Source organism: Streptomyces sp. NPDC015127 (genome assembly GCF_043080095.1).
Lineage (GTDB): Bacteria > Actinomycetota > Actinomycetes > Streptomycetales > Streptomycetaceae > Streptomyces.
In genome coordinates, this window is sequence record NZ_JBIBVE010000009.1 from 272240 (window position 1) to 298020 (window position 25781).

26 protein-coding genes are annotated in these 25781 nt (G+C 72.9%); 5 read left to right on the forward strand and 21 right to left on the reverse strand.

Features of this window, described 5'->3' with window-relative positions; translation table 11 throughout:
* Positions 1–2 precede the first annotated feature (2 nt).
* The 11 genes from ACF08N_RS19855 to ACF08N_RS19905 all read right to left on the reverse strand — a co-directional run bounded on the left by ACF08N_RS19855 (position 3) and on the right by ACF08N_RS19905 (position 11359).
* Positions 3–662 carry a response regulator gene (locus tag ACF08N_RS19855; protein WP_392325923.1) on the reverse strand — a complete coding sequence of 220 codons (660 nt, stop codon included), beginning with the start codon at positions 660–662 and terminating at the stop codon, positions 3–5.
* On the reverse strand, positions 659–1999 hold the full coding sequence (locus ACF08N_RS19860; protein WP_392325924.1) for a sensor histidine kinase: 1341 nt from the start codon (positions 1997–1999) through the stop codon (positions 659–661). The genes ACF08N_RS19855 and ACF08N_RS19860 overlap by 4 nt, the downstream gene beginning before the upstream one ends.
* 53 nt (positions 2000–2052) lie before the next feature.
* The gene (locus ACF08N_RS19865; RefSeq protein WP_392325925.1) at positions 2053–2718 is read right to left on the reverse strand and encodes a response regulator; all 666 of its coding nucleotides are present in this window, start codon (positions 2716–2718) and stop codon (positions 2053–2055) included.
* A complete protein-coding gene (locus ACF08N_RS19870) occupies positions 2715–4022 on the reverse strand; it encodes a sensor histidine kinase (RefSeq protein ID WP_392325926.1) in 1308 nt (435 codons plus the stop codon). Before ACF08N_RS19870 ends, ACF08N_RS19865 begins: the two co-directional genes overlap by 4 nt.
* Positions 4015–5181 (reverse strand): acyltransferase, encoded by a 1167-nt coding sequence (locus ACF08N_RS19875; RefSeq protein ID WP_392325927.1) that lies wholly within the window; start codon positions 5179–5181, stop codon positions 4015–4017. The genes ACF08N_RS19870 and ACF08N_RS19875 overlap by 8 nt, the downstream gene beginning before the upstream one ends.
* Positions 5174–6145 carry an alpha/beta hydrolase gene (locus tag ACF08N_RS19880; RefSeq protein WP_392325928.1) on the reverse strand — a complete coding sequence of 324 codons (972 nt, stop codon included), beginning with the start codon at positions 6143–6145 and terminating at the stop codon, positions 5174–5176. Before ACF08N_RS19880 ends, ACF08N_RS19875 begins: the two co-directional genes overlap by 8 nt.
* A 126-nt stretch (positions 6146–6271) precedes the next feature.
* Entirely contained in the window at positions 6272–7093 is an 822-nt protein-coding gene (locus tag ACF08N_RS19885; protein WP_392325929.1) for an NAD(P)H-binding protein, read from the reverse strand.
* Positions 7094–7149: 56 nt separating this feature from the next.
* Positions 7150–8019 (reverse strand): alpha/beta hydrolase family protein, encoded by an 870-nt coding sequence (locus ACF08N_RS19890; RefSeq protein WP_392325930.1) that lies wholly within the window; start codon positions 8017–8019, stop codon positions 7150–7152.
* 317 nt (positions 8020–8336) lie between these two features.
* The gene (gene kynU / locus ACF08N_RS19895; protein ID WP_392325931.1) at positions 8337–9557 is read right to left on the reverse strand and encodes a kynureninase; all 1221 of its coding nucleotides are present in this window, start codon (positions 9555–9557) and stop codon (positions 8337–8339) included.
* Positions 9550–10371, reverse strand: a complete 822-nt coding sequence (locus tag ACF08N_RS19900; RefSeq protein ID WP_392325932.1) for a tryptophan 2,3-dioxygenase family protein — start codon at positions 10369–10371, stop codon at positions 9550–9552. Before ACF08N_RS19900 ends, kynU begins: the two co-directional genes overlap by 8 nt.
* Positions 10372–10459: 88 nt before the next feature.
* The gene (locus ACF08N_RS19905) at positions 10460–11359 is read right to left on the reverse strand and encodes a DUF3152 domain-containing protein (RefSeq protein ID WP_392325933.1); all 900 of its coding nucleotides are present in this window, start codon (positions 11357–11359) and stop codon (positions 10460–10462) included.
* A 134-nt stretch (positions 11360–11493) separates the two neighbouring features.
* Between ACF08N_RS19905 and ACF08N_RS19910 the strand changes: the two genes are divergently transcribed.
* The gene (locus tag ACF08N_RS19910; RefSeq protein WP_392325934.1) at positions 11494–11913 is read left to right on the forward strand and encodes a DUF3151 domain-containing protein; all 420 of its coding nucleotides are present in this window, start codon (positions 11494–11496) and stop codon (positions 11911–11913) included.
* Positions 11914–12065: 152 nt separating this feature from the next.
* Here the strand turns inward: ACF08N_RS19910 and ACF08N_RS19915 are convergent, their stop codons facing one another.
* Together ACF08N_RS19915 and ACF08N_RS19920 are read right to left on the reverse strand one after the other, a co-directional pair.
* Entirely contained in the window at positions 12066–13532 is a 1467-nt protein-coding gene (locus tag ACF08N_RS19915) for an MFS transporter (RefSeq protein ID WP_392325935.1), read from the reverse strand.
* Between the two features lie 87 nt (positions 13533–13619).
* Positions 13620–14591, reverse strand: a complete 972-nt coding sequence (locus ACF08N_RS19920) for a LuxR C-terminal-related transcriptional regulator (RefSeq protein ID WP_392325936.1) — start codon at positions 14589–14591, stop codon at positions 13620–13622.
* Between the two features lie 156 nt (positions 14592–14747).
* On the opposite strand from ACF08N_RS19920, the gene ACF08N_RS19925 reads away from it, so the two are divergent.
* From ACF08N_RS19925 to ACF08N_RS19935, 3 genes are read left to right on the forward strand one after another with little or no spacing between them, the layout of a single operon-like run.
* Positions 14748–15638, forward strand: a complete 891-nt coding sequence (locus tag ACF08N_RS19925; RefSeq protein WP_392325937.1) for an alpha/beta hydrolase — start codon at positions 14748–14750, stop codon at positions 15636–15638.
* Complete coding sequence (locus tag ACF08N_RS19930; RefSeq protein WP_392325938.1) at positions 15635–16297, forward strand: DUF1579 family protein; 663 nt, start codon at positions 15635–15637, stop codon at positions 16295–16297. The genes ACF08N_RS19925 and ACF08N_RS19930 overlap by 4 nt, the downstream gene beginning before the upstream one ends.
* A complete protein-coding gene (locus ACF08N_RS19935; RefSeq protein ID WP_392325939.1) occupies positions 16294–16743 on the forward strand; it encodes a nuclear transport factor 2 family protein in 450 nt (149 codons plus the stop codon). The genes ACF08N_RS19930 and ACF08N_RS19935 overlap by 4 nt, the downstream gene beginning before the upstream one ends.
* 71 nt (positions 16744–16814) lie before the next feature.
* Here the strand turns inward: ACF08N_RS19935 and fbaA are convergent, their stop codons facing one another.
* From fbaA to ACF08N_RS19970, 7 genes are all read right to left on the reverse strand, one after another.
* The gene (gene fbaA, locus ACF08N_RS19940; protein ID WP_392325940.1) at positions 16815–17837 is read right to left on the reverse strand and encodes a class II fructose-bisphosphate aldolase; all 1023 of its coding nucleotides are present in this window, start codon (positions 17835–17837) and stop codon (positions 16815–16817) included.
* A gap of 521 nt (positions 17838–18358) precedes the next feature.
* Positions 18359–18898 (reverse strand): orotate phosphoribosyltransferase, encoded by a 540-nt coding sequence (pyrE, locus tag ACF08N_RS19945; RefSeq protein ID WP_392325941.1) that lies wholly within the window; start codon positions 18896–18898, stop codon positions 18359–18361.
* Positions 18899–18907: 9 nt separating this feature from the next.
* Positions 18908–19717: an aldose 1-epimerase gene (locus ACF08N_RS19950; protein ID WP_392325942.1), complete on the reverse strand. Its 810-nt coding sequence runs from the start codon at positions 19715–19717 to the stop codon at positions 18908–18910.
* A 19-nt stretch (positions 19718–19736) separates the two neighbouring features.
* A complete protein-coding gene (locus ACF08N_RS19955; RefSeq protein ID WP_392325943.1) occupies positions 19737–20768 on the reverse strand; it encodes an SRPBCC domain-containing protein in 1032 nt (343 codons plus the stop codon).
* 105 nt (positions 20769–20873) lie between these two features.
* A complete protein-coding gene (locus tag ACF08N_RS19960) occupies positions 20874–22478 on the reverse strand; it encodes a polyamine aminopropyltransferase (RefSeq protein ID WP_392325944.1) in 1605 nt (534 codons plus the stop codon).
* Between the two features lie 53 nt (positions 22479–22531).
* Positions 22532–23080, reverse strand: coding sequence for a DUF2617 family protein (locus tag ACF08N_RS19965; RefSeq protein WP_392325945.1), 549 nt, complete (start codon positions 23078–23080; stop codon positions 22532–22534).
* A 368-nt stretch (positions 23081–23448) separates the two neighbouring features.
* On the reverse strand, positions 23449–23709 hold the full coding sequence (locus tag ACF08N_RS19970) for a hypothetical protein (RefSeq protein ID WP_392325946.1): 261 nt from the start codon (positions 23707–23709) through the stop codon (positions 23449–23451).
* Positions 23710–23913: 204 nt separating this feature from the next.
* On the opposite strand from ACF08N_RS19970, the gene ACF08N_RS19975 reads away from it, so the two are divergent.
* Entirely contained in the window at positions 23914–25101 is a 1188-nt protein-coding gene (locus ACF08N_RS19975) for a pyridoxal phosphate-dependent aminotransferase (RefSeq protein ID WP_392325947.1), read from the forward strand.
* A gap of 64 nt (positions 25102–25165) precedes the next feature.
* On the opposite strand, the gene ACF08N_RS19980 is transcribed toward ACF08N_RS19975, so the two are convergent.
* On the reverse strand, positions 25166–25711 hold the full coding sequence (locus ACF08N_RS19980) for a YbjN domain-containing protein (RefSeq protein WP_392325948.1): 546 nt from the start codon (positions 25709–25711) through the stop codon (positions 25166–25168).
* Positions 25712–25781 lie beyond the last annotated feature (70 nt).

The window sequence follows — 25781 nt, forward strand, 5'->3', positions numbered from 1 at the left end:
GCCTACGACGGCGTGACCAGCCTCGCCTCGTACGCGAACACCGCCGCCTGCGTGCGGTCCCGCAGCCCCAGCTTCACCAGGACCCTGCTCACATGCGTCTTGATCGTGGACTCGGCGACGACCAGGTGCGAGGCGATCTCCGCGTTCGACAGGCCCTGCGCGATCAGTACCAGGACCTCCGTCTCACGCTCGGTCAGGTCGCCGACCTGGGTCATCGCGGCCGGGCGCGGATTCTCCGCCAGCCGGGAGAACTCGGTGATCAGCCGCCGCGTGACCGTCGGCGCGAGCAGCGCCTCGCCCGCCGCGACCACCCGGACCCCGTCGGCGAGCTGCCGGGCGGAGGCGTCCTTGAGCAGGAAGCCGGACGCCCCGGCGCGCAGCGCCTGGTACACGTACTCGTCCAGGTCGAACGTGGTCAGCACCAGCACCTTGGCCCCGCCGTCGGCGGCGACGATCTCGCGCGTGGCGTCGATGCCGTTCAGCTCCGGCATGCGGATGTCCATCAGGACGACGTCGGGCGCCAGCTCGGCGACCCGGCGCACCGCCTCGCGGCCGTTGACCGCCTCGCCGACGACCTCGATGTCGGGCATGGCGTTCAGCAGGACCGAGAAGCCCTCCCGGACCATGGCCTGGTCGTCCACGATGAGCACGCGGATCGTCATGACAGCTCCTCGGCGGGGGTCGCGGTGACGGGGATGAAGGCGGTCACCTCGTAGCCGCCCTCCTCGGTCGGCTCGGCGGTCATCACGCCGTTCAGCATCGTCACACGCTCGCGCATGCCCGTGATGCCGTGACCCGCGCCCGGTGAGGGCTTGACGAGACCGCGGGGCGCGGTGTTCACCACGCGCAGGCCCAGGCCGCCCAGGACGTAGGAGATCTCGACCCGGGCGGTGGAGCCGGGGGCGTGCCGCAGCGCGTTGCTCAGCGCCTCCTGGATGATCCGGTACGCCGACAGCTCGACGCCCTGGGGCAGCCCGCGCACCGCCCCCGTGATCGTCTTCTCCGTCTCCAGACCCGCGTCGCGGACATTGGCGAGCAGGTTGTCGAGGTCGCCGAGCATCGGCTGCGGCGCGTCGGGCGCCTCGTAGTCCTCCGCCCGTACGACGCCCAGGATGCGGCGCAGCTCGGTCAGCGCGGCCACCGCGTTCTCGCGGATCGTGGCGAACGCCCGCTCCAGCTCCTCCGGCGGGTTCTCCACCCGGTAGGGCGCGGCCTCGGCCTGGATCGCGACGACGGACATGTGGTGCGCGACCACGTCGTGCAGCTCGCGGGCGATGGTGGTGCGCTCCTCCAGCAGCGTGCGCCGGTCGCGCTCGACGGCGGTCACGGTCTGCTGGGCGGCGACCTCCTGCTTCGCCTCACGGCGGGTGAGGAACATGCTCACCATCAGCAGAAAGACCGCGGAGGTGAACAGCATGGGCGCCGCGCCGGGGCCGTAGCCGCGGCTGATCACCGTGTCGGCGAACATCCCGTACGCCGCGGTGATCATCCACATCCAGCCGGCCGTCCGGGGGCGGGTCCGCAGGGCCACGACGGTCATCACGGTCAGGTGGGAGAGGAACCCGGCGGGCGCCCAGGGCCAGTCGTTCCAGGAGCCCAGCACCGCCACGAACGGTGTGCTCACGATCGACACCCACCAGGCGCCCACGGGCCTGACCAGGGTCATCGCGACAGCCGCCGCGGGGACGAAACCGCCGATGACGAGGGCGAGGCCGCCCTCGTCATCGGCGTAGGCGAGCAGCAGGGTGCACAGGGCGAGGAACAGCACCACGGCGTGCGGCAGCCACACCGCGCCCCGGCGTATCCGCTCGCCCGGCAGCCGGCGGACCAGCGGCCCTTCGGCGCTCAGCGGCGGCAGCGGCCGGTAGGCGAACGCGTCGTGGAAGAGGTCCTGGCGGAGGCCGCTGAGCGCACCCTGGGCCAGGTCGTATTCGGGGCTGCGGGTCTTCTGGGTCACCCCATGAAGGTAAGCGGGCGGCAGGGCCCCGGTCGTCAGCATCACTGCGGATCCTGGGGCGTCCGCCTTGAGTACTACCTGGTGGGGCCGGGGTTTCAGTAACCGGCGGGACGCACCAGACCCGTCTCGTAGGCGAAGACCGCCGCCTGGGTGCGGTCGCGGAGCCCGAGCTTCACCAGGACCCTGCTCACATGCGTCTTCACGGTCTGTTCGGCGACGACCAGAGTGCCGGCTATCTCCGCGTTCGACAGGCCCTGGGCGATCAGCGACAGCACCTCCGTCTCCCGCTCCGTCAGATCACCGATCCGTTCCTTGAGCGGCGCGCGGGGCGCACCGGTCGTCCGGGAGAACTCGGCGATCAGCCGCTTGGTGATGTTCGGCGACAGCAGCGCGTCCCCGCCCGCGATCACCCGGACCGCGTTCGCCAGCTCGTCCGCGGAGGCGTCCTTCAGCAGGAATCCGGACGCGCCGGCGCGGAGCGCCTCGTAGACGTACTCGTCGAGGTCGAACGTGGTGAGCACCAGTACCCTCACGCCGGGGAGGCCGGCGGTGATCCGGCGGGTGGCCTCGATGCCGCCGAGTTCGGGCATCCGGATGTCCATCAGGACCACGTCGGGCGGCGAGTCCATGACCTTGGCGACCGCGTCGAGCCCGTCGACGGCCTGGCCGGTGACCTCGATGTCCGGCTCGGCGTTCAGCAGCACCGTGAAGCCCTGGCGGACCATCATCTGGTCGTCGGCGATCAGGACCCGGATCGTCATGTCTGCGGCTCCGTGGGGAGAAGGGCGGTCACTTCGTAGCCGCCGCCCGGGGTGGGCCCGGCGGCGAGGTCGCCCCCCAGCATGGCGGCACGCTCACGCATCCCGAGCAGCCCGTGCCCGGCGCCCGGGGACGGGGGCGCGGAACCGAGCGGCGCCGTGTTGGTGACCCGGACACGGAGCCCGGGCCCGGTGTGGGCGAGCTCTATCCGTACGGCCGTGCCCGGCGCGTGGCGGATCGCGTTGCTCAGCGCCTCCTGCACGATGCGGTACGCGGACAGCTCCACGCCCGGCGGCAGCGGGCGCACGTCGCCGGTCGTCGCGCACCGCACGGTCAGCCCGGCGGCCCGCGCGTTCTCGACGAGGGCGTCGATGCGGGCGAGCGTGGGCAGCGGCGCGTGGGGGGCGGTCTCGGCCGCCTCCGGGTGCTCCGAGCGCAGGACGCCGAGGACGCGGCGGAGTTCGGTGAGCGCGTCGAGCGCGTTCTGCCGGATGCCCGCCAGGTTCTCCTTCAGCTCGTCCGTGGGGGCCTTCACCAGGTGCGGGGCGACCTGCGCCTGGATCGAGATCACCGACATGTGGTGGGCGACGACGTCGTGCAGTTCGCGGGCGATCCGGTTGCGTTCCTCCAGCACCGTGCGCCGGGTGCGCTCCTCGGCGGTCAGCACCTCCTGCTCGACGAGTGCGGCACGCGCCTGGCGGCGGCCGCGCAGGGCTGTGCCGAGCAGCACGACGACCGTGCACAGGACGACCGCGACCACCCCGGTGGACTGGTAGTCGGCCGCCCCCAGCAGGCCCTGGACGGCATAGGTGAGGAACGCCGTCAGGCCCAGTGCCGCCGTGGACACCCGGGTGCGCACCCGCAGTGCGAGCAGCAGCAGCACAGCCATGTGGCCCAGGATCCCGGCCCCTGTCCAGGGCCAGGTGAAGTCGTGTGCGTCGCCTCTCAACAGCTGGTGGCGCACCAGCACGGCGCCCACCACCATGGCCGTCGTCGACAGCCACCACGCCGCCACCGGCCGCCGCAGCGCGAGCACCACGGCACCGCCCTGCGCGAACCCGATCAGGAAGCCGATCTGGGGGCCGAGACCGCCGTTGTCCACCAGCTGCGCCACGCCGCCGAACGTGATCCCGAACGCGGCGATGCAGAGCAGACCGTGCGGGAGCCGGCGCAGCCGGACGAAGGGCGGCAGCGGATCCGACCGGAAGGTCCACATCCCCTCCCACAGCACCCGCAGCCAGCTCAGAACCCCGCGCAGCAGCGCGTGTTGGGGCCCCGTCGTCGTCACACGCCCCACCCTAGACACTGCTGTGCACCTCCGCCGCCGCGTCCCGGTCCGGGCAATGCGCCCGCACCACACGGCCCCCGCCCTTCGGACGGCCGCGCTCGTACGGGTGGAAGGCCGCGAGGCACACGAGCAGGACGAGCGTGAACACCGGCAGCCAGGCGATCCGGGCGAGCACCCAGCCTGCGCCGTCGGGCACGGTGTGCATCCCGGGCAGCCGGCCCAGCCACAGCCCGGTGGCCGTGACCGCCATCAGCGCGGTCTGGTGCCACAGGAAGACGGTCATCGCGCAGAGGTTGAGCAGTGCGACGGCCGCCCAGGCCGCGGGCCTTCGCAGCGCGCGGCGCAGCGGGCCGAGCAGCAGCAGGGCCGCGCCGCACTGCGCGAGGCCGAAGGTGACGGCGGCGAGGGTGGGCGGGTTCAGGTTGGAGACGGGCGCGCCCGGGACGCCGACCATGGACGGCGGGTACCCGCCCCACGCGACGAGCGCGGCCGTGGCCGCCGCGCCGCCCAGCAGCAGCGTCCAGCGCACCCCCGTGCCCGGCTCCCGGCGGGCCCAGGCGGTGCCGAGGCAGTAGGGGACGAGCCAGCCGGCCGCGAGGTTGACCCAGCCCAGGGATGCGGGCGCGCCGAAGCCGAACCGGAACAGGTCCACATGCAGCACGACGGCGAGGGGCCACAGCGGGTGCAGGCGGGCGACGAGCGGGGTCGCCGCGGTCAGAGCGGCGAACACCAGCAGGAACCACAGCGGAGACAGGGCGAGGCCGAGCAGGGTGCGCACGGTCTCCCGGCCGGTCCCGGCGGCCAGCGCGCCGGCGCCCACGACGCTCCACAGCACGAGCACGGCGGCCACGGGACGGAACAGGCGGACGAGCCGGGCGCGCAGCCAGGCGAGATGGCCGTCGGCGTACGCAGCACGGCTGCGGGCCGCCGCGTGTCCGCCGACGAGGAAGAAGACGGCCAGGGTCTGGAACACCCAGGAAACCGGCGCCAGTTGGGGCAGATGGCGGAGCGGGGAGTCGCCGCGCAGTGTCCCGCCGTCCGCGACGAGCGCGGTGACCAGCCAGTGCCCGAGGACGACGCCGGCGATCGCGAACGCGCGCAGGGCGTCCACGGCCCGGTCCCTGCCCGGCGGGGTCGCGGCGTCGATCCGGCGGAAGAGGGCACGCGGGTCAGGCACGGGACACCTCCGCCGTGCGGCCGGCGGCGATCAGCGCGAGGTTGCGCAGCGCGGTGGACCCGGGCCGCAGATAGTCGCTGTGGCCGCCGCCGCCCGCGTCGAAGACCCGGGCGCCGAAGGAGTCCGCGACGGGGTCGGTGCCGAAACCGACATCGGTGCCGAGGAGTTCGAGCCGTACGTGCGGGACGTCGGCGATCCAGTCGTCGCCGCCGCGCCCGGCCCAGACGGTGGCGCGGGTGCGCAGGCCGGCGGCGGTTTCGGCGCCGGTGCCAGGGCTGCCGAAGAGGGCGATGTCGGACACACCGGCGGTGCCCGGGCGGCCGGCGGCGCGGGCGCAGACGACGGAGCCGTAGGAGTGGCACAGGAGCGTGAGACCGACCGCGTCGCCCTTGGCGGCGCTCAACTCGGCGGCGAAAGCGGCCAGTTCGGCTGCGGCCTCGTCCGCCAGACCACTGGTCAGCGCGTCGGTGCCGAGGGTCCTGGGGGTGGCGTAGCCGAGCCAGGCGACGACCGCCGTACGGTCCGCTCCGGTGGAGCGCAGGGCGCGGTGGAGCGCGGCGGCCCCGGCGCGGAAGCGCGCGTACGTGTCGAGATGGGTGTCCGCGCCGGGCACGAGGACGGTGACGCGGTCGGCGCGGGCGAGGTCCCCGAACACCTCGGCCGCGCGGCCCCCGTCGCGCCCGTCGAACGCGAGGAACTGCCGCCCGTCCGCCGCCATCGCCCGCAGCGCGCGGGCCCGCCGGTGGTCGCCGTGGCCGTCCGCGGCACGGGCAGCGGCGCGGATACCGGCCCGCGTGGCGGCGTACCGGGCGTCCAGCACGGGCAGTTCGGCGGCGCCGAGCGGCGCGAGGGCGGCCGGCGCGGGGGCCGGTACGGCGGACGGCCGCGCCGCGGCCGACACCGGGACGGCCACGGCCGCGGCGACGAGCGCGGCGAGCAGGGTGCGGCGCAGGCGGGACACCATGGGGGGTTCCTTCCGGTCCGAATCGCTGATCCGGAAAGGACGTTAGGAATCCCGGTATCCCGCCTGCGTCCCGCGCGAGAGCCCAATTGGCGCGTAGCTCCCAGGTATGACGGGTAGGGGCGGCCCTCAGGCCCGGAAGGCGTCCGCGTGCTCGGCGGCCCACTCGGCGAACGTCCTGGCCGGCCGGCCCGTCACCCTCTTCACGGTGTCGGTGACGGTACGGCCCACCGGCGGGGTGTTCCCGTACGCCTCCAGCAGGAAGCCGATCACGTCCTCGGCCAGACCGGAGGCGCGCCACTGCCCGACGGCCTCCTCCTCGCTCAGCTCGACGAGCCCGATCGCCCGCCCGCGCGCGGCCGCCAGCGTCTCCGTCTTGTCCTTCAGGGTCAGCACCTCGGGCCCGGTGATCACGTACTCCTGTCCGCCGTGGCCGTCCTCGGTCAGGGCGACGGCCGCGACGGCGCCGATGTCGGCCTCGTGGACCATGGCGCTGAGCCGGTCGGTGAACGGCTCGCGCACCTCGTCGGCGGTGCGCACGCCGTCCGCCCACTCCAGGGCATTGCCCATGAACTCCACCGGCATCAGCACGGTCCACGGGATGTCCCCGCCCCGCACCGCGTCCTCCAGCAGGCTGGGGCCGCCGCCGTGCAGCACGGTGATCCGCCGTACACCGGCCTCGCGGGCCAGGTCCAGGATGCGCGGGCCGGTCTCCAGCGGGGCGAAGTACGGCCCGCCGAAGGTGATCAGGTGCAGGCCGGTCACGCCCTCCAGGGCGTCGGCGAGCGTCCCGGGATCGGTGAGGTCGCCCCGGACGACCTCCACCCCGGCGGGGAAGGCGGCTTTGGCGGGGTCGCGGGTCAGGGCACGGACGGAGTGTCCGCGGCGCAGCAGTTCGGCAACCACCTGGCGGCCGACGGTTCCGGTTGCTCCGGTCACGAGATTCGTCATGGGACGACCGTAGGAAGACTTGCGGTCAGCTTCTGTCCGCAAGCCGTGAGCCTTTGTCACCAGGCGAGTTGGGCGATCTCCTCGGCGACGACGGCGCAGGCGTCCGCGGCCGGGTCGATGAGCGGGAAGTGCCCGACCTCCTCCAGCAGGGTCAGCCCGACCGTCTCCCCCGCCTTCGCCGCCGCGTCGACGAACGCCTCGCTCACCGCCTGCGGCACGACGATGTCCGTCCGGCCCTGCACGACGACGGTCGCGATGCCCGTGGGCAGCAGGACGGCCGGGTCGGTGTGCGCGGCCCGCTGCTCGTACTCGCTCTCGGAGCCCAGCAGTTGACGCACCGCCCCGCTGCACACGTCGAGCCCGACGGCGTGCGCGAAGTCGGCGATCGGGGCGAGCGCGACGACCCCGCGCAGGGCGGGCGGCGCGGGAAGCCGCCACGGGGAGCCGGTCGGCAGGACGTGCCGTGCCGCTGCCCACAGCGCGAGGTGCCCGCCCGCGGAGTGCCCCGTGACGACGATGCGCCGCGGATCGGCCTGCGGCAGGGCGCGCCGCGCGAGGTCCGGCAGCGCGTCCAGGGCGGCGGCGACGTCGTCGAACGTCTCCGGCCACCGTCCCGCGACGGGCCCGGTCCCCCGCTGCTGCGGGATCTCGCGCCCGCGCCGGTACTCGACGTTGGCGACGGCGAGCCCGCGACGGGCGAGGAAGTCCGCGAACGGGGTGACGTGCTGCCGGTCGTACGGCGCCCGCCAGGCCCCGCCGTGCAGCAGCACGACGAGCGGGGCGCCGACCCGGCCGTCGCGCGGCGCGTAGAAGTCGACGACCTGATCGGGATGCTCCCCGTAGGCGACGGAGGCGTCCGGCGCGACAGCAGGATGCGAGAAGGCCGACTCTTCCTCGGCGGCGTCACGGGCGACGGGGTCCGGCATGTGTTGCTCCAACAGTCCCGCGTGGATGGCGTATTCAACCTGACCAGCGCGGACGCTACCAGGCCCTGGGGCGGGCGGCGGACCCGTCCACCGGGCTCCGCCCGGACCCGTACCGCGCTTCGCGCGGTGTCCTCAAACTCCCCCTACGGCCTGGCGGCCGTGGGTGGGGGTACCTCCCACGCCGCCAGGCGTAGGGGGAGTGCCCCCAGACGGGCTGGAGTTGCCCGCAGGGCAACTTCCAGCCCCGCCGGCGTTTGAGGCGCGGGGGCCCGGGGGCGGAGCCCCCGGTTACCGGCCGCGCAGCGGAGCCCCCCGCGTCAGCCCGCCAGTACCTCCGACAGCACCCGCGCCGCCCGCTCCGCGTCCCCGAACCCCACGTACAGCGGCGTGAAGCCGAAGCGCAGGACGTCCGGCCGGCGCAGGTCGCCGATCACGCCGCGGGCGATCAGCTCCCGCATCACCCGCGGCGCGTCCTCGCAGCGCAGCGCCACCTGACTGCCCCGTTCCGCATGCGCGGAAGGGGTCAGCGAGGTCACCGCCCCGGCCGGGACGTACGCCTCGACGCACTCCAGGAAGAAGTCCGTCAGAGCCAGGCTCTTCGCCCGTACCGCGTCGATCGAGACCCCGTCCCACACCTCCAGCGCCGCCTCCAGCGCCAGCATCGACAGGATGTCGGGCGTGCCGACCCGGCCGCGGACCGAACCGGCCGCCGGTTCGTAGCCGGGCGTCATCGCGAAGGGATCCGCATGCGAGGTCCACCCCGGCAGCGGCGAGTCGAACGCGGCCTGATGACGCCGCGCCACGTACAGGTACGCCGGCGAACCGGGCCCGCCGTTCAGGTACTTGTACGTGCAGCCGACCGCCAGGTCCACGCCGTGCTCGTCCAGCCCCACGGGCAGCGCGCCCGCGCTGTGGCACAGGTCCCAGACCGCGAGCGCGCCCGCGCCGTGGACCGCCGCCGTCAGCGCGGGCAGGTCGTGGAGCCGGCCCGAGCGGTAGTCCACATGGTTCATCAGAGCCACCGCGGTGTGCGGCCCGAGCGCCGCGGGCAGGTCCGCCGGGGTCACCGGCACAATCCGCCTGCCCGTCATCCGGGCCGCCGACTCGGCGATGTACCCGTCCGTGGGGAACGTGGTGGCGTCCACCAGGATGTCCGTACGCGCCGGATCGTCCACCAGGCGCACCGCGCCGACAACCGCCTTGAAGACGTTGACGCTGGTGGAGTCGCCGACGACCACCTGCCCCGGCGCCGCGCCCACCAGCGGCGCGATCCGGTCGCCGATCCGCTCCGGGGCCGTCCACCAGCCGCTCTCGTCCCACGAGCGGATGCGCAGCTCACCCCACTGGCGCGTCACCACATCGGCGACGCGGGCCGGCACGTGCGCGGGCAGGGCGCCCAGCGAGTTGCCGTCCAGGTACACGCCCGCGTCGTCAGACGCATGATCGGACACAGCGTCCAGCGCGAACAGCTTGCGCGCTGCGGCCAGTTCGTCTGCGGCGTCCAGCGCCGCGGCCTTCTGGGCCGGCGACTCAGACATGGCTGCGCGCCGTCCACAGCTCGGGGAAAACGTTCTTGCCGGCCCGCTTCTCCAGCCAGGAGACACCCGCCGAACCGCCCGTGCCGACCTTCGAGCCCATCGCCCGCCGCGTCGCCACGAGATGGTCGTTGCGCCATCGCCACACCAGCTCGCCGACGTCGGTGAGCGCCTCGCCGAGGCGCACCAGCTCGGAGTCCTGGTCCTCGGCGGAGTACAGGTCGGCCCACGCCCGCTCGACCTGCTCGGACGGCTCGTACTTCTGCGACAGGTCCCGCTCCAGCACCTCGGCCGGTATCGCGTACCCCCGCCGCGCCAACAGCCTGAGCACCTCGTCGTACAGGCTCGGCTCGTGCAGCGCCTTCTCCAGCTCCGCGTGCACGCGCGGCGCGCCGCGGTGCGGCACCAGCATCGACGCGGACTTCTCGCCGAGCAGGAACTCCATGCGCCGGTACATGGCCGACTGGAAGCCGGAGCCCTCGCCGAGCGCGTCGCGATAGGCGTTGAACTGGGCCGGGGTCAGGTTGGCGATCGGCCGCCAGGACGCGTTCAGCGCCTCCAGCTCCCGTACGGACCGCCTCAGCGCGTCCATCGCCACGGGGACGCGGTCCTCCCGCAGGGCCCGGGCCGCGGTCTCCCACTCGTGGACGATCACCGTGAACCACAGCTCCATGACCTGGGTCGTGACCAGGAAGACCATCTCGCCCGGGTCGTCCGAGCGGGGGTGCTGGAGGTGGGTGAGGACGTCCGCCTGGACGTAGTCCTCGTACGGAGTGGTGCCCGCGAAATCCAGATTCGGGGCGGCGTCATGTGACATTGCTGTCTCCTCGACGAATCCGGGTAGCGGTCCGCCCCTTCCTGTATCGGTGTGGGCCCCGGTCCCCACCGGCATCATAAGACGAGGTTCACGCGGGCGGGCCGGTGAGATACGTCCCGTCCTCGTCGTGGGGCCAGGCGTTGGAGACGCAGCCGTTCAGGCCCTTGATCTGCTGCATCATCACCGGCGCGGGCCGTCCCGGCCCGGGACAGCCCATGTGCTGCCGGATGCCGATCTCGTGCCCGACCTCGTGGTTGATGATCAGGTGCCGGTACTCGGCGGGCGTCCCGGCGAACGTCGGCGACCCCAGCATCCACCGCTTCAGATTGACGACGACGCCCTCGACGGTCTCGCAGTTCAGCTCGCCGCGGGTGTTGAGGCCCTGGGCGAGGCAGAGCCGGTCGGCGGTGACCGGGGTGGCGATCCTGATGACGAAGTCGGCGTTCGAGGAGACGAGCTGGAACCGGCCGCGGCCGTGGGCGGCCCAGCCCCGCGGGTGGGCGAGGATGTCCTCGATCTCGGCCGCGGCCTGCCGCGCGGACAGGTCGATGCCGTCCTCGACCTCGACCTTGTAGCGGCGCAGCGTCCCGGTCCCGGTCGCCGCGCCGGTGGCCTGCGCGACGGTGAACGTCCCCTTCCCGGACGCGGGCACCCTCGGCGGCCCGCTCGCCGGCGGGGACATCTTGGGCGACGCGGACACGGTGGGGCGCGGCGACGCGGAGGCGGACGGCTCGGGGTCGGCCGAGGGGGAGGTGTCGGGGGACATCAGCGGTTCGGCGCGGGGCGTCCCGGCCGGGGCCGCGGACCCGGCGGCCGTGCCACCGCTGCGCCAGTGCGCGATCGCGGCGCCGGCACCGATGGACAGGACGCCGACGAGCAGGCCGAGCACGAGGAGCGGAGCGAGCGGACGGCGACGCGCCCGGCCCCGGCGGGACGGGGCTCCACGGCCACGTCCACGCCCTCGTGCGGTGGCGGCGCGCTTGCCCACGACAGAACTCTCTCCGGCGGTGTACATCAGCTTCGAACAGGTAAATCGACAGCGTGTGCGATCGTACCCGGCAGTCCCGGCCACCGGTTCCACAGCCCGGTCCCGGTGCGGAGCTCCGATGGCAGACTTCAGGCATGAACCTTCACGAGAACCTGCTCGGCGGCCCGCCCCCCACTCACCTGCCGGAGAACGAAGACGCCTACCGGATGCTCGCCGAGGAGTCCGCGTCGCCCACCCAGGTCGCCGCCGCGCACCCCACCTTCTCGCTCGCCTGGGCCATGCTGGCCGACGACGCCTTCGAGGCGGGGCGCGTGGTGGAGTCCTACGCGTACGCCCGGACGGGGTACCACCGCGGTCTCGACGCCCTGCGCCGCGCGGGCTGGAAGGGCCACGGCCCGATCCCCTTCAGCCACCGCGCCAACCGCGGCTTCCTGCGCTGCCTGGCCGCGCTCGCGCGCGCCGCGGGCGCGATCGAGGAGACGGAGGAGGCGGAGCGCTGCTGGCAGTTCCTGAAGGACAGCAGCGACGAGGCCTACGCCGAACTCAAGCGCTGACGGCAAGTCCAGTCACGGGGGCCAATCCGGAACCGCCGGCGTTCGAGGCGCGGGGTTCGGGCGGAGCCCCGCCAGGACCGCAAGCGCGGGGTTCGGCGGAGCCCCGACAGGCCGCAGGCGCGGAGCCCCGACGGCACCGGCCCCGACGGGGCTCACGCGTCGTCGGGGCGGCGCCCCCGCCCCCTCGGCGGCTCCAGCGGCGGCGCCGCCACCCCGCAGTTCATCCTGCACTCCGGCTGCCCCCGCTCCGCCGCCTCGACCGGCGACGGCGCCCGCACCGTCGCCCAGGCGACCACGGCCCCCGCCACCAGCACCCCCGCGCACATCGGGATCGCGCGCCGGAACGTCTCCCCGAACTCCGCCGCCGAGCGGTACGCCTCCGGCCCCATGCCCGCCAGCAGCGGCAGCGCCGCCACCGCGAGCAGCCCGGCCGCGCGGGCCGCCGCGTTGTTGATGCCGCTCGCGATCCCGGCCCGCCCGGTGTCCACGGCCCCGAGCACGGTCGCGGTCAGCGGCGCCACCAGGATCACCATGCCCAGGCCCATCACCACCATCGCGGGCAGCACGTCCATGACGTACGAGGCGCCCTCGCCGACCCGGAGCATCAGCATCGTCCCGGCGGCGCACAGCAGGGGGCCGACGGTCAGCGGGATGCGCGGCCCGATCCGTTCGCCCAGTTCCCCGGACTTCGCCGACAGCAGGAGCATCAGCACGGTGGTCGGCAGCAGCGCCGTACCGGCGGCGAGCGCCGAGTAGCCCGCGACGACCTGGAGCTGGAGCGCGACGAGGAAGAAGAACCCGCTGAAGGCCGCGTACACGCACAGCGTCACCAGGTTGACCGCGGTGAACTGCCGGATCGCGAAGATCGACAGCGGCAGCATCGGCTCGGGCCGCCGCCGCTCGACGAGGACGAAGACCGCGCCCACGAGCGCGCCGACGAGCCCCGGCCACACTTTCGCGTCGATGAGCGCGTACGTCACCAGGCCCAGCGCCGCCGCGCCGAGCACCGCGCCCAGGACGTCGAAGCGGCCCGTCGCCTGCGGATCGCGCGACTCGGGGACGTGCCGCAGCGCCACGGGCACGCACAGGGCGGCGAGCGGCACGTTGAGCAGGAAGACCCAGCGCCAGCCGGGCCCGTCGACCAGCCAGCCGCCGACGAACGGTCCGATCGCTGCGCCGACGCCGCCGAGCCCGGACCACAGTCCGACCGCGCGGGCCCGGTCGTCGGGATGGAAGCTCGCCTGGATGAGGGCCAGCGACCCCGGGGTGAGCAGCGCGCCGCCGATGCCCTGAAGGGCGCGGGCGGCGACCAGCACGCCGCCGTTCGGGGCCAGTCCGCACAGCAGCGAGCCGATCGCGAACCAGACCACGCCGAGCACGAAGATCCGCCGCCGGCCGTAGCGGTCGCCGAGCGCTCCCCCGAGCAGGATGAGCCCGGCCAGCGTGAGCATGTACGCGTTGACGGTCCACTGGAGGACGGCCAGGTCGGCGTCGAGGTCCCTGCCGATCCGGGGCAGGGCGACGTTGACGACGGTCGAGTCGAGGAACGCCATACCGGAACCGAGGACGGTCGTGAGGACCACCCAGCGCCCCTGGGCCGAGGACAGCCTGATGTCCATACGGGCATCCTCCCGGCCCCGGTCACTGCGGGCCAGCCGAGGACGCCCGCGTTCCCCCCGCCTCGCCCCGGCCCCGGTCACCGCGGGCTAGTCGAGGATGTCCGACTTTCCCAGCAGATAGGCGAGGTGGGCCCTGCTCCGGCTGCCGAACTGGTCCGCGGCCCGCTTGATGTGCGTGGCGACGGTACGGGGGCTCATGCCCAGGCGGCTCGCGATGCCCGCGTCCGTGTGGCCCTCGACCATCAGACGCAGCACGGTGCGGCGCTTCTCGTCGGTCAGGGGCGCCGGACGTGCGTGGGCGGCGTCGTGGGCGACGGGCTCGGCCCGGGCCCAGGCATGGTCGAAGACACCGGCGAGGAAGCCGGCGATTCCGGGGTGCTCGATCAGCAGGGCGTAGCCGGTGGCCGAGTACCGCTGGTCGCGGACGACGGCGACGGCCCGGTCGTAGATGATCATCCGGTCGAAGAGTTCGTCGAGGGTGCGGAACCGGCCGCCCGCCGCCTGGACCTGCTCCATGAAGTCGAGCGTCGGGCCGTGGGTGCGGACCGAGTGCTGGTAGAGGGTGCGGTAGCGGACCCCGCGGCCGAGCAGCGCGAGCATCCCCGGCAGCGACACGGCGAGCCGCTCCGGGTCCCGGGGACCTCCGGGCTGCGCGGCCTGGAACTCGTGGCGGCAGGACTCGCTCAGGGTGCGCAGGGTGTCCCGGATGACCCCGCGTTCGCGCAGGACGCGGACCGGTGAGACGGCCCGCTGCTGCTCCTCGCGGTACAGCCTTTCCGCCGGGGCGAGGGAGTCGCGCAGCGACAGCAGCCACTGCTGGCCTTCGAGGAGGGCCCGCTCGACGGGCCTGCCGAGGCGATGGGCCGCGACGTCCGGCGGAACGGGGACGTACACGTCCGGATCGTCGCCGTGGGGACGGAGCAGGCCCAGCTCGCGTACGCACTCGGGGACCGGGGCCAGGGCCGACCCGTGGGCGAGGGCCGCGCGGTAGGCCGCCAAGCCCGCCTGGCACAGGACGGCCGGTTCGTCCGGATGGATTTTCTCCGTATCTCGACACATACATCCCCCCGTGTCTTTCTGCACTGCGTGATCGTGCATCCGAACACCCCACCAGTACCAGCGAGTTGGCCCGCATGCTCGTCCCAGGCCGTCATCCGAGACGGCATTTCCCGGCATTTAAGGACGAGGGGGGCACCTGTGCCACAGTGCGAGAACGTGAGCTTCGCGAGCGGCGAGGCGAAGCTGGCGGGCCATCTCTACCTTCCCGACACCGCGCAGTCGCCCGGCGGCGGGGACCGGCCGCTGCCGGGCGTGGTCGTGGCCGGTACGTGGACGAGCGTGAAGGAGCTGATGGCCGACCGCTATGCCGAGCGGCTGGCCGAGCGCGGCTACGCGGCCCTGTCCTTCGACTTCACGGGCTTCGGCGCGTCCGAGGGCGAGCCCCGGGACGCCGAGTCACCCCGCCGCAAGATCGACGACATCCGCCACGCGGTGACGTTCCTCGCCGGACACCCGGCCGTGGACGGCGAACGGCTGGGCGCGCTCGGCATCTGCGCCGCCGCGATGTACATGTCCGCCAACGCCGCCGCCGACGACCGGGTCAAGGCGCTCGCCCTGGTGGCGCCGTGGCTGCACGACCCGGCGATCTGCGAGGAGGCGTACGGAGGACCGGAGGCGGTGCGCGCCAAGATCGCCGCCGGCGAGGAGGCGCGCGCCCGGTACGAGGCCACCGGCGAGGTCGACTACGTGCCGGTGGTCAGCGCGACCGACGAGCGGGCCCCGATGCCGTACGAGATCGACTTCTATCTGAACCCCGAACGCGGGGCCGTCCCCGCCTGGCCCAACCGGTTCGCCGTGATGGCCTGGAAGGAGTGGCTGACCTTCGACTCCGTGGCGCTCGCCCCCGCGATCAGCGCGCCCACCCTGCTCGTGCACAGCGAGGAGGCGGCCATCCCGGACGGCGCCCGGCGCTTCCACGCGGGTCTGGCCGGCCCCAAGGAGCTGCTGTGGACCGAGGGCACCCAGTTCGACTTCTACGACCAGGAGCCCCAGGTGACGACGGCAGTGGACGCGGCCGACGCGCACTTCGCCAGGACGCTGCGGTGAACGGGCGCCGGCTGCTGCGCCGGGTCGTGGTGCCGGCCGCGGTCCTCGGCCTGGCCTTCGCACCGTCGGCGACCGCCACGACCACGACGACCGCGACCGCTGCCCAGACCACGGCGACCGCCGCGGCCGCGCAGAACGACACCCTGACACCGGGACCCGCGCACATGCGGCTCGATCCGCTCGTCGGCACGTGGAAGGCCACCAAGACCAACTGGCTCCTCGGCGAGGGCGGCAAGCCGGTGGTCTCCACCGACATGGTCGTCACCGTGCGGTGGATCAAGAGGACCGGTGGACGCTTCCTCTCCGAGGAGACCCGGGGCACGCTCGCCGGCCGGCCGTACTTCCGCCTGGGTGTTCTCGGCTACTCGAACATCGACAAGCGGTACGAGTGGACCACCTTCGACAGCGTCACACCGACGACCATGACCTACCGGGGCATGCCGGAGACCGCGCCGACGTCCACGATCTCGATCCCGGGGGAGTTCACCGACCCGGGCGTACTCGGCCCCGAATACGTGGGCAGGACCATCCCCATGCGGACCGTCATCAGCATCCGGTCCGACGACCGCCACACGATCGACTTGTACTTCACCCCGCCCGGGCAGCCGGAGCGGCTGGTCGACCGTGTCGTCTACGAACGAAGGAGCACACGACCGTGAGCGTTGAGGACCGCCTGGCCGTCGTCGAGACCTGCACCCGGATGGCGTGGCACGCCGATCAGCGGGAGTGGGACCGGCTGGCCGGGATCTTCGCCGAGAAGGTCGCCCTCGACTACACCAGCCTCAACGGAGGCGAGCCCGTCGAGCTGACGCCGGCCGAGATCGTGGCCGGCTGGAAGAGCGCGCTGGGCGGCTACGACGCCACCCAGCACCTCGTCACCAACCACCTGGTGGACATCGAGGGCGACACCGCCGTCTGCACCGCGGCGTTCCAGGCCACCCACCGCCTGGCCACCCCGCACGGCTCGCCGCTGTGGACGCTCGGGGGCACGTACCGCTTCACCTTGGTCCGTACGGCCGGGGAGTGGCGCATCTCCGCGCTGGTGATGACCGCGACCTGGGCGGACGGCAACCAGCACCTGCCCACCCTGGCGGCCGGGACCTGATGCCCGGGCGGTGAGTCCGCGCAAGGAGAAGGGCCCGGCACCGCGTACGGTGCCGGGCCCTCCCCCGTGGCCTACTTGATCCGGGTGCCGGTGGAGCGCAGGGCCGCACAGGCCTCGACCACACGCTTGGCCATGCCCGCCTCGGCCAGCTTGCCCCAGCTGCGCGGGTCGTAGGCCTTCTTGTTGCCGACCTCGCCGTCGACCTTCAGGACGCCGTCGTAGTTCTGGAACATGTGGGCCGCGACAGGACGCGTGAAGGCGTACTGGGTGTCGGTGTCGAGGTTCATCTTCACGACGCCGTTCTCCAGCGCGGTGCTGATCTCCTCGGCCGTCGAGCCGGAGCCGCCGTGGAAGACGAAGTCGAACGGCGCGTTCGTGCCGTACTTCTCGCCGACGCCCTGCTGGAGGTCCTTGAGGAGCTCGGGACGGAGCACCACGTTGCCCGGCTTGTAGACGCCGTGCACGTTGCCGAAGGAGGCGGCCAGCAGGTAGCGGCCCTTCTCGCCCAGGCCGAGGGCCTCGGCGGTGCGCAGCGCGTCGTCGACGGTGGTGTACAGCTCGTCGTTGATCTCGTGCGAAACGCCGTCCTCCTCGCCACCGGTCGGGGTGATCTCGACCTCAAGGATGATCTTGGCGGCGGCGGCCTGCGCCAGCAGCTCCTGGCCGATGGCCAGGTTGTCGGCGAGGGTCTCGGCGGAGCCGTCCCACATGTGGGACTGGAAGAGCGGGTTGCGCCCGGCCTTCACCCGCTCGGCGGAGATGTCGAGCAGCGGACGTACGTAGGTGTCCAGCTTGTCCTTCGGGCAGTGGTCCGTGTGCAGCGCGACGGTGATGTCGTACTTGGCCGCGACGATGTGCGCGAACTCGGCCAGGGCGACAGCGCCGGTGACCATGTCCTTGTTGTGCTGGCCGCCCAGGAACTCGGCTCCGCCGGTGGAAATCTGGATGATGCCGTCGCTCTCGGCCTCGGCGAAGCCACGCAGGGCGGCGTGCAGGGTCTGCGACGAAGTCACGTTGATGGCCGGGTAGGCGAACTTGCCTGCCTTCGCCCGGTCGAGCATCTCGTTGTAGACCTCGGGAGTCGCGATGGGCATATGTCCGCTCCTTGTGATGTGCGGGTGTGTGGTGCTGGCCCTGACCTGGGGGCGACGTCATCGTCGCGGCCTATCTTTCCAGACTCTCCGCCCGGCTCCACAGAGCCCGCCGTGCCCAAGTCCTGTCCGGTCGATCAGGCCGGATCAGTGAGTGGGGGTCCCCCCACGCCCGCAGGGCGTAGGGGGAGGGTCTGGTGCGTGCAGATGCAAGGCGGAGGTGGGGGTACCTCCCACGCCGGAGGCGTAGGGGGAGGAGCCTCCCCCGTTGCCCGAAGGGCTACGGGGGACATTGGCGACCGACGACAACGCAGCTGGGGGCACTCCCCCTGGCTTCGCCGGGGGGACCCCCACCCGTGCCCGAAGGGCTACGGGCGTGGGGGTACCTCCCGCGCCGGAGGCTGCGGGGGAGCCAGGGCACGCGAGCCCGGCAAGATCGGCCGGACAGGACCTAGATGCGCCAAGGGCGTCCTGTTTCACGTGAAACAGGACGCCCTTCGACATCCGTGCAGGTCAGGCTCGGCTCAGGCGAGACCGAGCTCGTCGAGCGAGTACGCGTTGACGTACGGCAGCCCCGCCTCGGCGATCTTCGGGGCCGCGCCGCGCTCGACGATCACGGCGACGGCGACGACCTCGCCGCCCGCCTCCCGTACCGCCTCGACGGCCGTCAGCGGGGAGCCGCCGGTGGTGGAGACGTCCTCGACGACGAGGCAGCGGCGGCCCTTCACGTCCGTGCCCTCGATCCGGCGCTGCATGCCGTGCGCCTTGCCGGCCTTGCGGACGACATAGGCGTCGAGGCGCCGGCCGCGGGCGGCCGAGGCGTGCAGCATCGACGTCGCCACCGGGTCGGCGCCCAGGGTCAGACCGCCGACGCAGTCGTAGTCCAGGTGGGCGGTGGCGTCGAGCATGACCTGGCCGACCATGGGCGCGGCCTCGCCGTCGAGCGTGATCCGGCGCAGATCGATGTACCAGTCGGCCTCGATGCCCGAGGAGAGGGTCACCTTGCCGTGCACCACGGCCTTGTCCTTGATCTGCTGGAGCAGCTCAGCACGTACGTCAGTCATGCCATGAGCTTAGGCGCTGTCCGGCTGGAGCCGCCGCCAGGTCCAGGTCGTCGCGACCTCCAGCGGCTCGATCGGGGTCACGAATTCGGGGTGGGTGTTCAGACCGTTCGGCGGGCCGGACTGCGGTTCCACACAGACCGCCTCGGCCTGCTCGTCGTAGATCACCACCCACTCGGCGCGGCTCGCCACCGTCAGCTCCAGCTGCCCCGGCCACGTCAGCGTGACCGACACGCCGTCGGGCATGCCGAAGCAGTCGTCCCACGGTCCGGGCAGCGGGTCGATGCGGCGTCCCGTCGGCAGGTGGTCCTCGCCGCGCTCCTCCTGCCACGCCGCCGCGAAGTCGACGCGCACGTCCTCGCCGCCACCGAGGTTGCGCAGGAACCAGGGGTGCCAGCCGGCCTGGGCGGGGAACGAATTCCCGTACGTCTCCACGCCCATCACGAGGGTCAGCGACTCCGGCGTCAGCTCGAAGGTCTGCGTGACCCTGCCGGTGTACGGCCAGGGCTCGGCGAGGTCATAGGTGAACGCGGCCTCGCTCTTGCCCGCCGTCGCGGTGCGCCAGGCCGTGTCGCGGCCGGTGCCGTGGATGGCGTGGGGGCCCGCGTTGAGCGGGAGTTGATGGACGACGTCCCCGTTGCGGAACTGTCCGTCCCTGGTGCGGCCGCACCAGGGGACCATGGGGAACGAGCCGTACCGCTCCCCCTGGCGCAGCACCTCGGTGCCGCCGACGCGCAGGCTTCCGATACGGCAGCCGTTCGTCGGATGCACGGTCAACTCGACGTCGCCGGCGCCCAGCCGGACGCTCTCTTCGCTACTCACACGACGACACTAGCCCGCACTACTTGCGGCGGCGCAGCACACGGCCGACGACGACCGCGGAGGCGAGCGCGAGAGCCGCGGCGGGCGCGATCCACCGCAGGGTGGCGCCGGAGCCGGACGCGTCGGGGCCCGGCGTCGGCGCGTAACGGCCGCGCGGGGGCGCGTGGTCGACCTCCTCGGCGCTCCGGCCGATCATGGTGCGCCGCGCATGGGCCGCCTCGGCGGCGGGTTCCTCGGGCACGCCCGACAGCTCGTCCAGACCGTCGATGTCGTCGAGACCGTCCAGCTCGTCGATGTCGTCGAGACCGTCGAGATCGTCGAGCTCGTCCTCGCCGGCGGGGGACATGGGGGAAATGGGGTCGGCGTCGAGGGCGTCCTCCGCGGCGGCATCGAGATCGGCGAACTCGTCCTCGGCGTCCGGGCCGAGCGACGGCGGGGGCACCGGTGCGTCGAAGACGGAGGGAGCGGCGCCGGGCTCGGCGGACTCCGGCCGGGAGGGCTCCTCCGGGGTCCCGGCCGCCTCGGCATCCGCCGCGGCCGGTCCCGAGGCGGACGCCTCCTCAGCAGACCCGCCGTCGTCGGATGCGTCGTCGGACGGGCGCGCGGGAGATGCGTCCGTCTCCTCGAAGGCCACGGCCACGAGCGCCTCGGCGAACCGGTCCAGCAGACGGTGGGCGGCGGACGTCCGCGCGGACTCGTCGAGGTCCGCGAGCCGGCCCTCGGCCGTCACCGAGCCGCTGAACGTCACCGTCGTACCGCCGTCGGCCGGCTCCGGGCGGACCGTCAGCGCGATCTTCACCGCGCCGCTGCCGCGCGCCTCCACGCCTTCGCCCTCGACCGCGAAGACGCGCTCCTGCTCCACGAGGCGCAGGGCGCCGCGGTAGGTGATGCTGTGGCTGCCGACCCGGACCTTGAGTCTGCCGGTGAGCGGTCCCGCCGCCTCGTCGGCGTCCCTCTGGAGCCCCGGAACGCAGCGGGCGACCCGGGCAGGGTCCCGCAGCACCTGTCGGAGGGTCTCAGCCGGAACCGGTACGAACACCTCATGCTCCATGGGAGCCGAGCCTACTCAGCCGGGCGCGCCGCGTCTGCCTCCGCGCGCCGGTTCGTCGGCGTGGTACGGCAGGCGGGGCACGCGCGCGGCTGCTCAGCGGGCGTATCAGCGGATGTAGCGGGGGCGCACCAGCGTGGACGGTTCGAGCCCCGGCACCCGGGTGCGCTCGGCCGCCCGCCCGTACGCCGCGAGCTCGTCCGCGAGCGGCGAGCGCAGCGACGGCACACCGGGGTCCAGCGCGAGCCGCGGGGCACGGTCCGCCGAGGCGAGCAGGAAGCCCCGCTCGGCCGCGGTCACGCTGCTGTCCCGGAACCGGTCGAGCCCGGTGCCCCCGCGCCCGGTCCCCGGGCCGGGATCTCCGTCGAGGTACGCGGCGGTGGAGAACCCGGCCGCCCGCAGCGTCGCGTCGACCGTCCAGTACGTGTGCGGCCGGGAGGCGGGGCCCGCGTGGACGGCGAGGCGTCCGCCCGGCGCGAGGAGCCGGCGGGCGAGACCGTAGAACTCCAGTGAGTACAGCTTGGCGCCGGCGGTGATACCGGGGTCGGGAAGGTCCGAGACGATCACGTCGTACCGCTCCTGGTGCGCGCCGCGGAGCCAGGAGAAGGCGTCCGCCGTGACCACGCGCAGCCTCGGGTCGTCGTGGACGTGGCGGTTGAGCGCGGCGAGGGCGGGGTCGGTGCGGGCGAGGCGCACGAGCCCGGGGTCCAGTTCGACGATCGTCACCGAGCCGACGTCCCCGTAACCCAGCACCTCGCGGGCGGCGAGGCCGTCGCCGCCGCCGAGGATCAGCACGCGCTCGTGCGGCCCGTTCATCGCCGGGTGGACGAGCGCTTCGTGGTAGTGGTGCTCGTCGCGGCCGCGCACCTTCAGCAGCCCGTCGATGAACAGGTCGGGCGCGCGGGAGGGCCGGCCGGTGAGGACGACCTCCTGCACGCCGGTGTGCACGGCGACCCGCACCTGGTCGCCGTAGACGGCGCGGCGTGCGGCCTGCTCGAAGTCGCCGACGAGCGCGGTCGCCAGGCCGAGCAGGGCGAGGACCACCCCATTGAGCACGAGGAGCCGCAGCCGCCAGCGCGCCGACATCTCTCCGCGGAACAGCCACAGCACGAGCACGGCCCCCGCCACGGAGTTGACCGCGCCGGTCACGAGCGCGCCCGTCAGTTCGCCGAGCCAGGGCAGCAGCAGGAAGGGGAAGGCGAGTCCGCCCACCAGCGCGCCGACATAGTCGGCGGCGAACAGGTCGGCGACGGTGCCCTCCGCGTCCCGCCGGGAGACACGCTGGATGAGGGTCATCAGCAGCGGAATCTCGGCCCCGATGAGCACTCCGATGGCCAGGGAGAAGGCCACAAGCGCCACGCGGGAGCCGCCCGCCCAGGCGAAGGCCGCGTACAGCACCATCGCCGAGGTGCCGCCGACGAGCGCGAGCACCGCCTCCAGCACCCCGAAGCCGACGGCGGCCCGGCAGCGCAGCCGCTTGGCGAGAAGCGAGCCCACGCCCATCGCGAAGACCATGACGGACAGCACGACGGACGCCTGCGTGACGGAGTCGCCGATCAGGTACGAGGCGAGCGCGACCAGTTCGAGCTCGTAGACCAGCCCGCACGCGGCGCAGACGAAGGCCGCGGCCAGGACGAGACAGCGCCCGGCGCCGGGGCGCACGGGCAGCACCGCCGCGGTGCGGGGCGGGGACGTGAGCTGCCGGTCGATCATCCCCGTAACGCTACGTCACACACCGTGTCCACCTTGTCACCCACAGGTGTTGACTACAGGGCGGCACGGCCGCTGCGGCGCTCCGGGCGCTGGCTGTGGTGCAGCACACCGATCCGCGTACGGGTGACCACGAGGCGGCCCTCCTGCGGATAGGCGTGCCAGGTGCGCCAGCGCACCTGGCCCTCGCCGCGTTGGGCCAGCATGGCGGTGAAGGCGTGCGGCGAGCCGGGAAAGGTGCCCGCGAGGCCGTGGGGATGGTCGGCCACCAGTGCGAGCAGTTCCTGGGCCCGGCCGGCGAACGACTGCCCCGGCAGCGTCTCGACCCGCGCGGCGAACTCGTAATCCCAGTCGCCGAGCCGCTTGGCCACCCCGAGCGGCAGCGGCGTGCTGCTGCCCGGGATGCAGGCGACGGTCTCCGAGCACGAGCCGTCGTCCTGGTCGAGCAGCACCTGATGGGACGCTCCGAGCAGTCGCAACTGGAGCTTGGCACCTGACAGTTCGACGTCGAGGACGGCGAGGGCGGGCAGCGGCTCCCGGCCGAGCGCCCAGGCGAGGTCGTCGGCACGGGTGTCGGTGTAGGCGGTATCGATGGTCGTGAGCATGGGTCGGCTCCGCATACGCGCTTCGGCGGGGTGGACACGTGGACCTGGCACCCCGGAGACGGGGCGCACGACATGGGGGGTGGCCTGCTCGGGTCCACAGAAGGTCCGAGGGCTGGATGGATCCAACAGGTTCCACAGTGAGGGAATCACGAACTACGCGACAACCGCAGCGTTTTTACCCAACTTGGCATGGTTTCCATCCCCTAGGGGGCCAGCCGGTTCACCTGTTCAACGAAAAACGGCGCGCGTCGGGCACGTGAAGTGCCGCCCGTCACCGGGCACTTGTGTTGCGAAGAACCAACGAGAAGGCACCCGGCGGGAGTTCACCCGCCGGGCACCTTCACCGGTCGCGGACCAGCTGCCCCGTGTCAGCTGCCTCCGCCACATCCACCCCCGCCGCCACCCCCGCACGACGAGGAGCTGCTCCCGCACGAGGACGAGCCGCTGCCGCACGACGAGGAGCCGCCGCCGTCACCGCCCGCCCACCAGCTGATCGAACCGTCGCTGCCACTGCCGCTGCCGCTGCGGCGCCTCTTGCCGCCGGCCTTCGCCTTCGCCGTGCTCCTGCTGGATATCACCAGCACCAGGCCGATGATCGCCACGAGGGCCACCGCACCGAAAACCGCCATCACACCCACCGTCCTTCTCGTTCCCCCGACGCGGGCACCTCCCAGGCCCAAGGCTCTGGCGGAGAGTCCCCCGCGACGCTGCGCGACCGCTTCCTCTTGGTCGTGTTCCTGTGGTGCTCACCTGCGTGACAGGGGGATGCCCCCGCCCTTGCGGACCCAAAGCCGACTTGAGCAAGTCCAGAGGTTCGGCCCAGGATGGCGCCCATGACAGGACGCGAACCGGGATCACGACCGCTGCTGAACCGCAGGCTGGCGGAGTTCGGCACCACGATCTTCGCCGAGATGTCCGCCCTGGCGGCCAAAACCGGGTCGATCAACCTCGGGCAGGGCTTCCCCGACACCGACGGCCCCGAGGAGGTCAGGGAGGCGGCCGTCCGGGCACTGCGCGACGGACGCGGCAACCAGTACCCGCCCGGCCCCGGCGTCCCCGAGCTGCGCACAGCGGTCGCCGACCACCAAAGCCGCCGCTACGGGCTCGTCCACGACCCCGACACAGAGGTGCTGGTCACCGCGGGTGCCACCGAGGCGATCGCGGCCGCGCTGCTGGCACTGGTGGAGCCGGGCGACGAGGTGATCGCCCTGGAGCCGTACTACGACTCGTACGCCGCCTGCATCGCCATGGCGGGCGGTACACGGGTGCCGGTGACCCTGCGCCCCCACGACGGCGCCTACCGGCTCGACCTCGACGAACTGCGCGACGCGGTGACCCCCCGCACCCGGCTGATCCTGCTCAACACGCCGCACAACCCGACCGGCACGGTCCTCACCCGCGACGAACTCGCGGCGATCGCGGACCTCGCCGTGGAACGGGATCTGCTGGTGGTCACGGACGAGGTCTACGAGCACCTCGTCTTCGACGGCGAGCACGTGCCGCTCGCGTCCTTCCCCGGGATGCGCGAGCGGACCGTCACCATCTCCAGTGCGGGCAAGACATTTTCGTTCACCGGCTGGAAGGTCGGCTGGGTGACGGGGGCGCCCGAGCTGGTGAGCGCGGTCCGCTCGGCCAAGCAGTTCCTGACGTACGTGTCGGCGGGGCCCTTCCAGTACGCGGTCGCGGAGGCGCTGCGGCTGCCGGACGCGTACTACGAGGGCCTGCGCGCCGATCTGCGCGCCAAGCGCGATGTGCTGAGCGCGGGGCTCGCGGCCGCCGGTTTCACCGTGTACCGCCCGGCGGGGACGTACTTCGTGACGACCGACATCCGCCCGCTCGGCGAGTCGGACGGCTTCGCGTTCTGCCGCTCGCTCCCCGAGCGGTGCGGGGTCGTCGCCATCCCGAACGCGGTCTTCTACGACCACCGCGAGCAGGGCGCCCCGTTCGTGCGGTTCGCGTTCTGCAAGCGCACGGAGGTCCTCGAGGACGCGGTCGCGCGGCTGAAGTCCCTGGCCGTCTGAGCGCGGCGGTACGCGCAAGGGCCCGGCGGGAGGTCTCCCGCCGGGCCCTTGTGTCTGCGACGTGTCAGGACTCGTCGGCCGGCTTGTCCTCGCCGGCGTCCTCGGCCTTCTCGAGGCCGAACTGGTCGACGACGAAACGGTCGAACTCGATCGACGCGCGCACCCAGCTGACTGTGGACGACACGAAGTGCTCCAGGCTGACGCCGGTGCCGATCAGCATCTGCGCCTCACCGATGAGGCGGAGGGACTTCTCCTTCGTCTCCTCGTCCTCGTGCAGGTGCGTGTAGACCTTCGGCCACAGGGTGCGGCGGTTCCAGTCGTCGATGGTGTCGAGGAGCTTCGCCCTGTCCTCGACCGCGTGCGGACGGTCGTAGAACGTCCGCACCGAGAAGACCTGCTGCTCGTTCTCGCCGCGGAACATGAAGTACGTGCGGAAGTCCTCCCACGGCGCCGCGAGGTCACCCTCGTCGTCGACGACGTACTTCAGCTCCATCTGCTCGAGCAGCTGCTTGACCAGGTCCTGGTCGGGAACGACGGGGCCCGCCGGTCCTGCGGCCTGGGGCTGGGGCTGGCCCCCGAAATTCGGAATCGAGGACGGATCGATGGTCACCGTGTATTTCCCTTCGTACGGATGCCGCCATCCTCTCCCATTCCCGCGGGGGCGTGGCAAGCCCCGCCGC

What these genes read in the sequence shown, in the direction of transcription:
- ACF08N_RS19855 (WP_392325923.1), bottom strand. Translation starts at nt 662, where the DNA reads ATGACGATCCGCGTGCTCATCGTGGACGACCAGGCCATGGTCCGGGAG.
- ACF08N_RS19860 (WP_392325924.1), bottom strand. Translation starts at nt 1,999, where the DNA reads ATGCTGACGACCGGGGCCCTGCCGCCCGCTTACCTTCATGGGGTGACC.
- ACF08N_RS19865 (WP_392325925.1), bottom strand. Translation starts at nt 2,718, where the DNA reads ATGACGATCCGGGTCCTGATCGCCGACGACCAGATGATGGTCCGCCAG.
- ACF08N_RS19880 (WP_392325928.1), bottom strand. Translation starts at nt 6,145, where the DNA reads ATGGTGTCCCGCCTGCGCCGCACCCTGCTCGCCGCGCTCGTCGCCGCG.
- ACF08N_RS19885 (WP_392325929.1), bottom strand. Translation starts at nt 7,093, where the DNA reads ATGACGAATCTCGTGACCGGAGCAACCGGAACCGTCGGCCGCCAGGTG.
- ACF08N_RS19890 (WP_392325930.1), bottom strand. Translation starts at nt 8,019, where the DNA reads ATGCCGGACCCCGTCGCCCGTGACGCCGCCGAGGAAGAGTCGGCCTTC.
- kynU (WP_392325931.1), bottom strand. Translation starts at nt 9,557, where the DNA reads ATGTCTGAGTCGCCGGCCCAGAAGGCCGCGGCGCTGGACGCCGCAGAC.
- ACF08N_RS19900 (WP_392325932.1), bottom strand. Translation starts at nt 10,371, where the DNA reads ATGTCACATGACGCCGCCCCGAATCTGGATTTCGCGGGCACCACTCCG.
- ACF08N_RS19910 (WP_392325934.1), top strand. Translation starts at nt 11,494, where the DNA reads ATGAACCTTCACGAGAACCTGCTCGGCGGCCCGCCCCCCACTCACCTG.
- ACF08N_RS19915 (WP_392325935.1), bottom strand. Translation starts at nt 13,532, where the DNA reads ATGGACATCAGGCTGTCCTCGGCCCAGGGGCGCTGGGTGGTCCTCACG.
- ACF08N_RS19920 (WP_392325936.1), bottom strand. Translation starts at nt 14,591, where the DNA reads ATGTGTCGAGATACGGAGAAAATCCATCCGGACGAACCGGCCGTCCTG.
- fbaA (WP_392325940.1), bottom strand. Translation starts at nt 17,837, where the DNA reads ATGCCCATCGCGACTCCCGAGGTCTACAACGAGATGCTCGACCGGGCG.
- pyrE (WP_392325941.1), bottom strand. Translation starts at nt 18,898, where the DNA reads ATGACTGACGTACGTGCTGAGCTGCTCCAGCAGATCAAGGACAAGGCC.
- ACF08N_RS19955 (WP_392325943.1), bottom strand. Translation starts at nt 20,768, where the DNA reads ATGGAGCATGAGGTGTTCGTACCGGTTCCGGCTGAGACCCTCCGACAG.
- ACF08N_RS19960 (WP_392325944.1), bottom strand. Translation starts at nt 22,478, where the DNA reads ATGATCGACCGGCAGCTCACGTCCCCGCCCCGCACCGCGGCGGTGCTG.
- ACF08N_RS19965 (WP_392325945.1), bottom strand. Translation starts at nt 23,080, where the DNA reads ATGCTCACGACCATCGATACCGCCTACACCGACACCCGTGCCGACGAC.
- ACF08N_RS19970 (WP_392325946.1), bottom strand. Translation starts at nt 23,709, where the DNA reads ATGGCGGTTTTCGGTGCGGTGGCCCTCGTGGCGATCATCGGCCTGGTG.
- ACF08N_RS19975 (WP_392325947.1), top strand. Translation starts at nt 23,914, where the DNA reads ATGACAGGACGCGAACCGGGATCACGACCGCTGCTGAACCGCAGGCTG.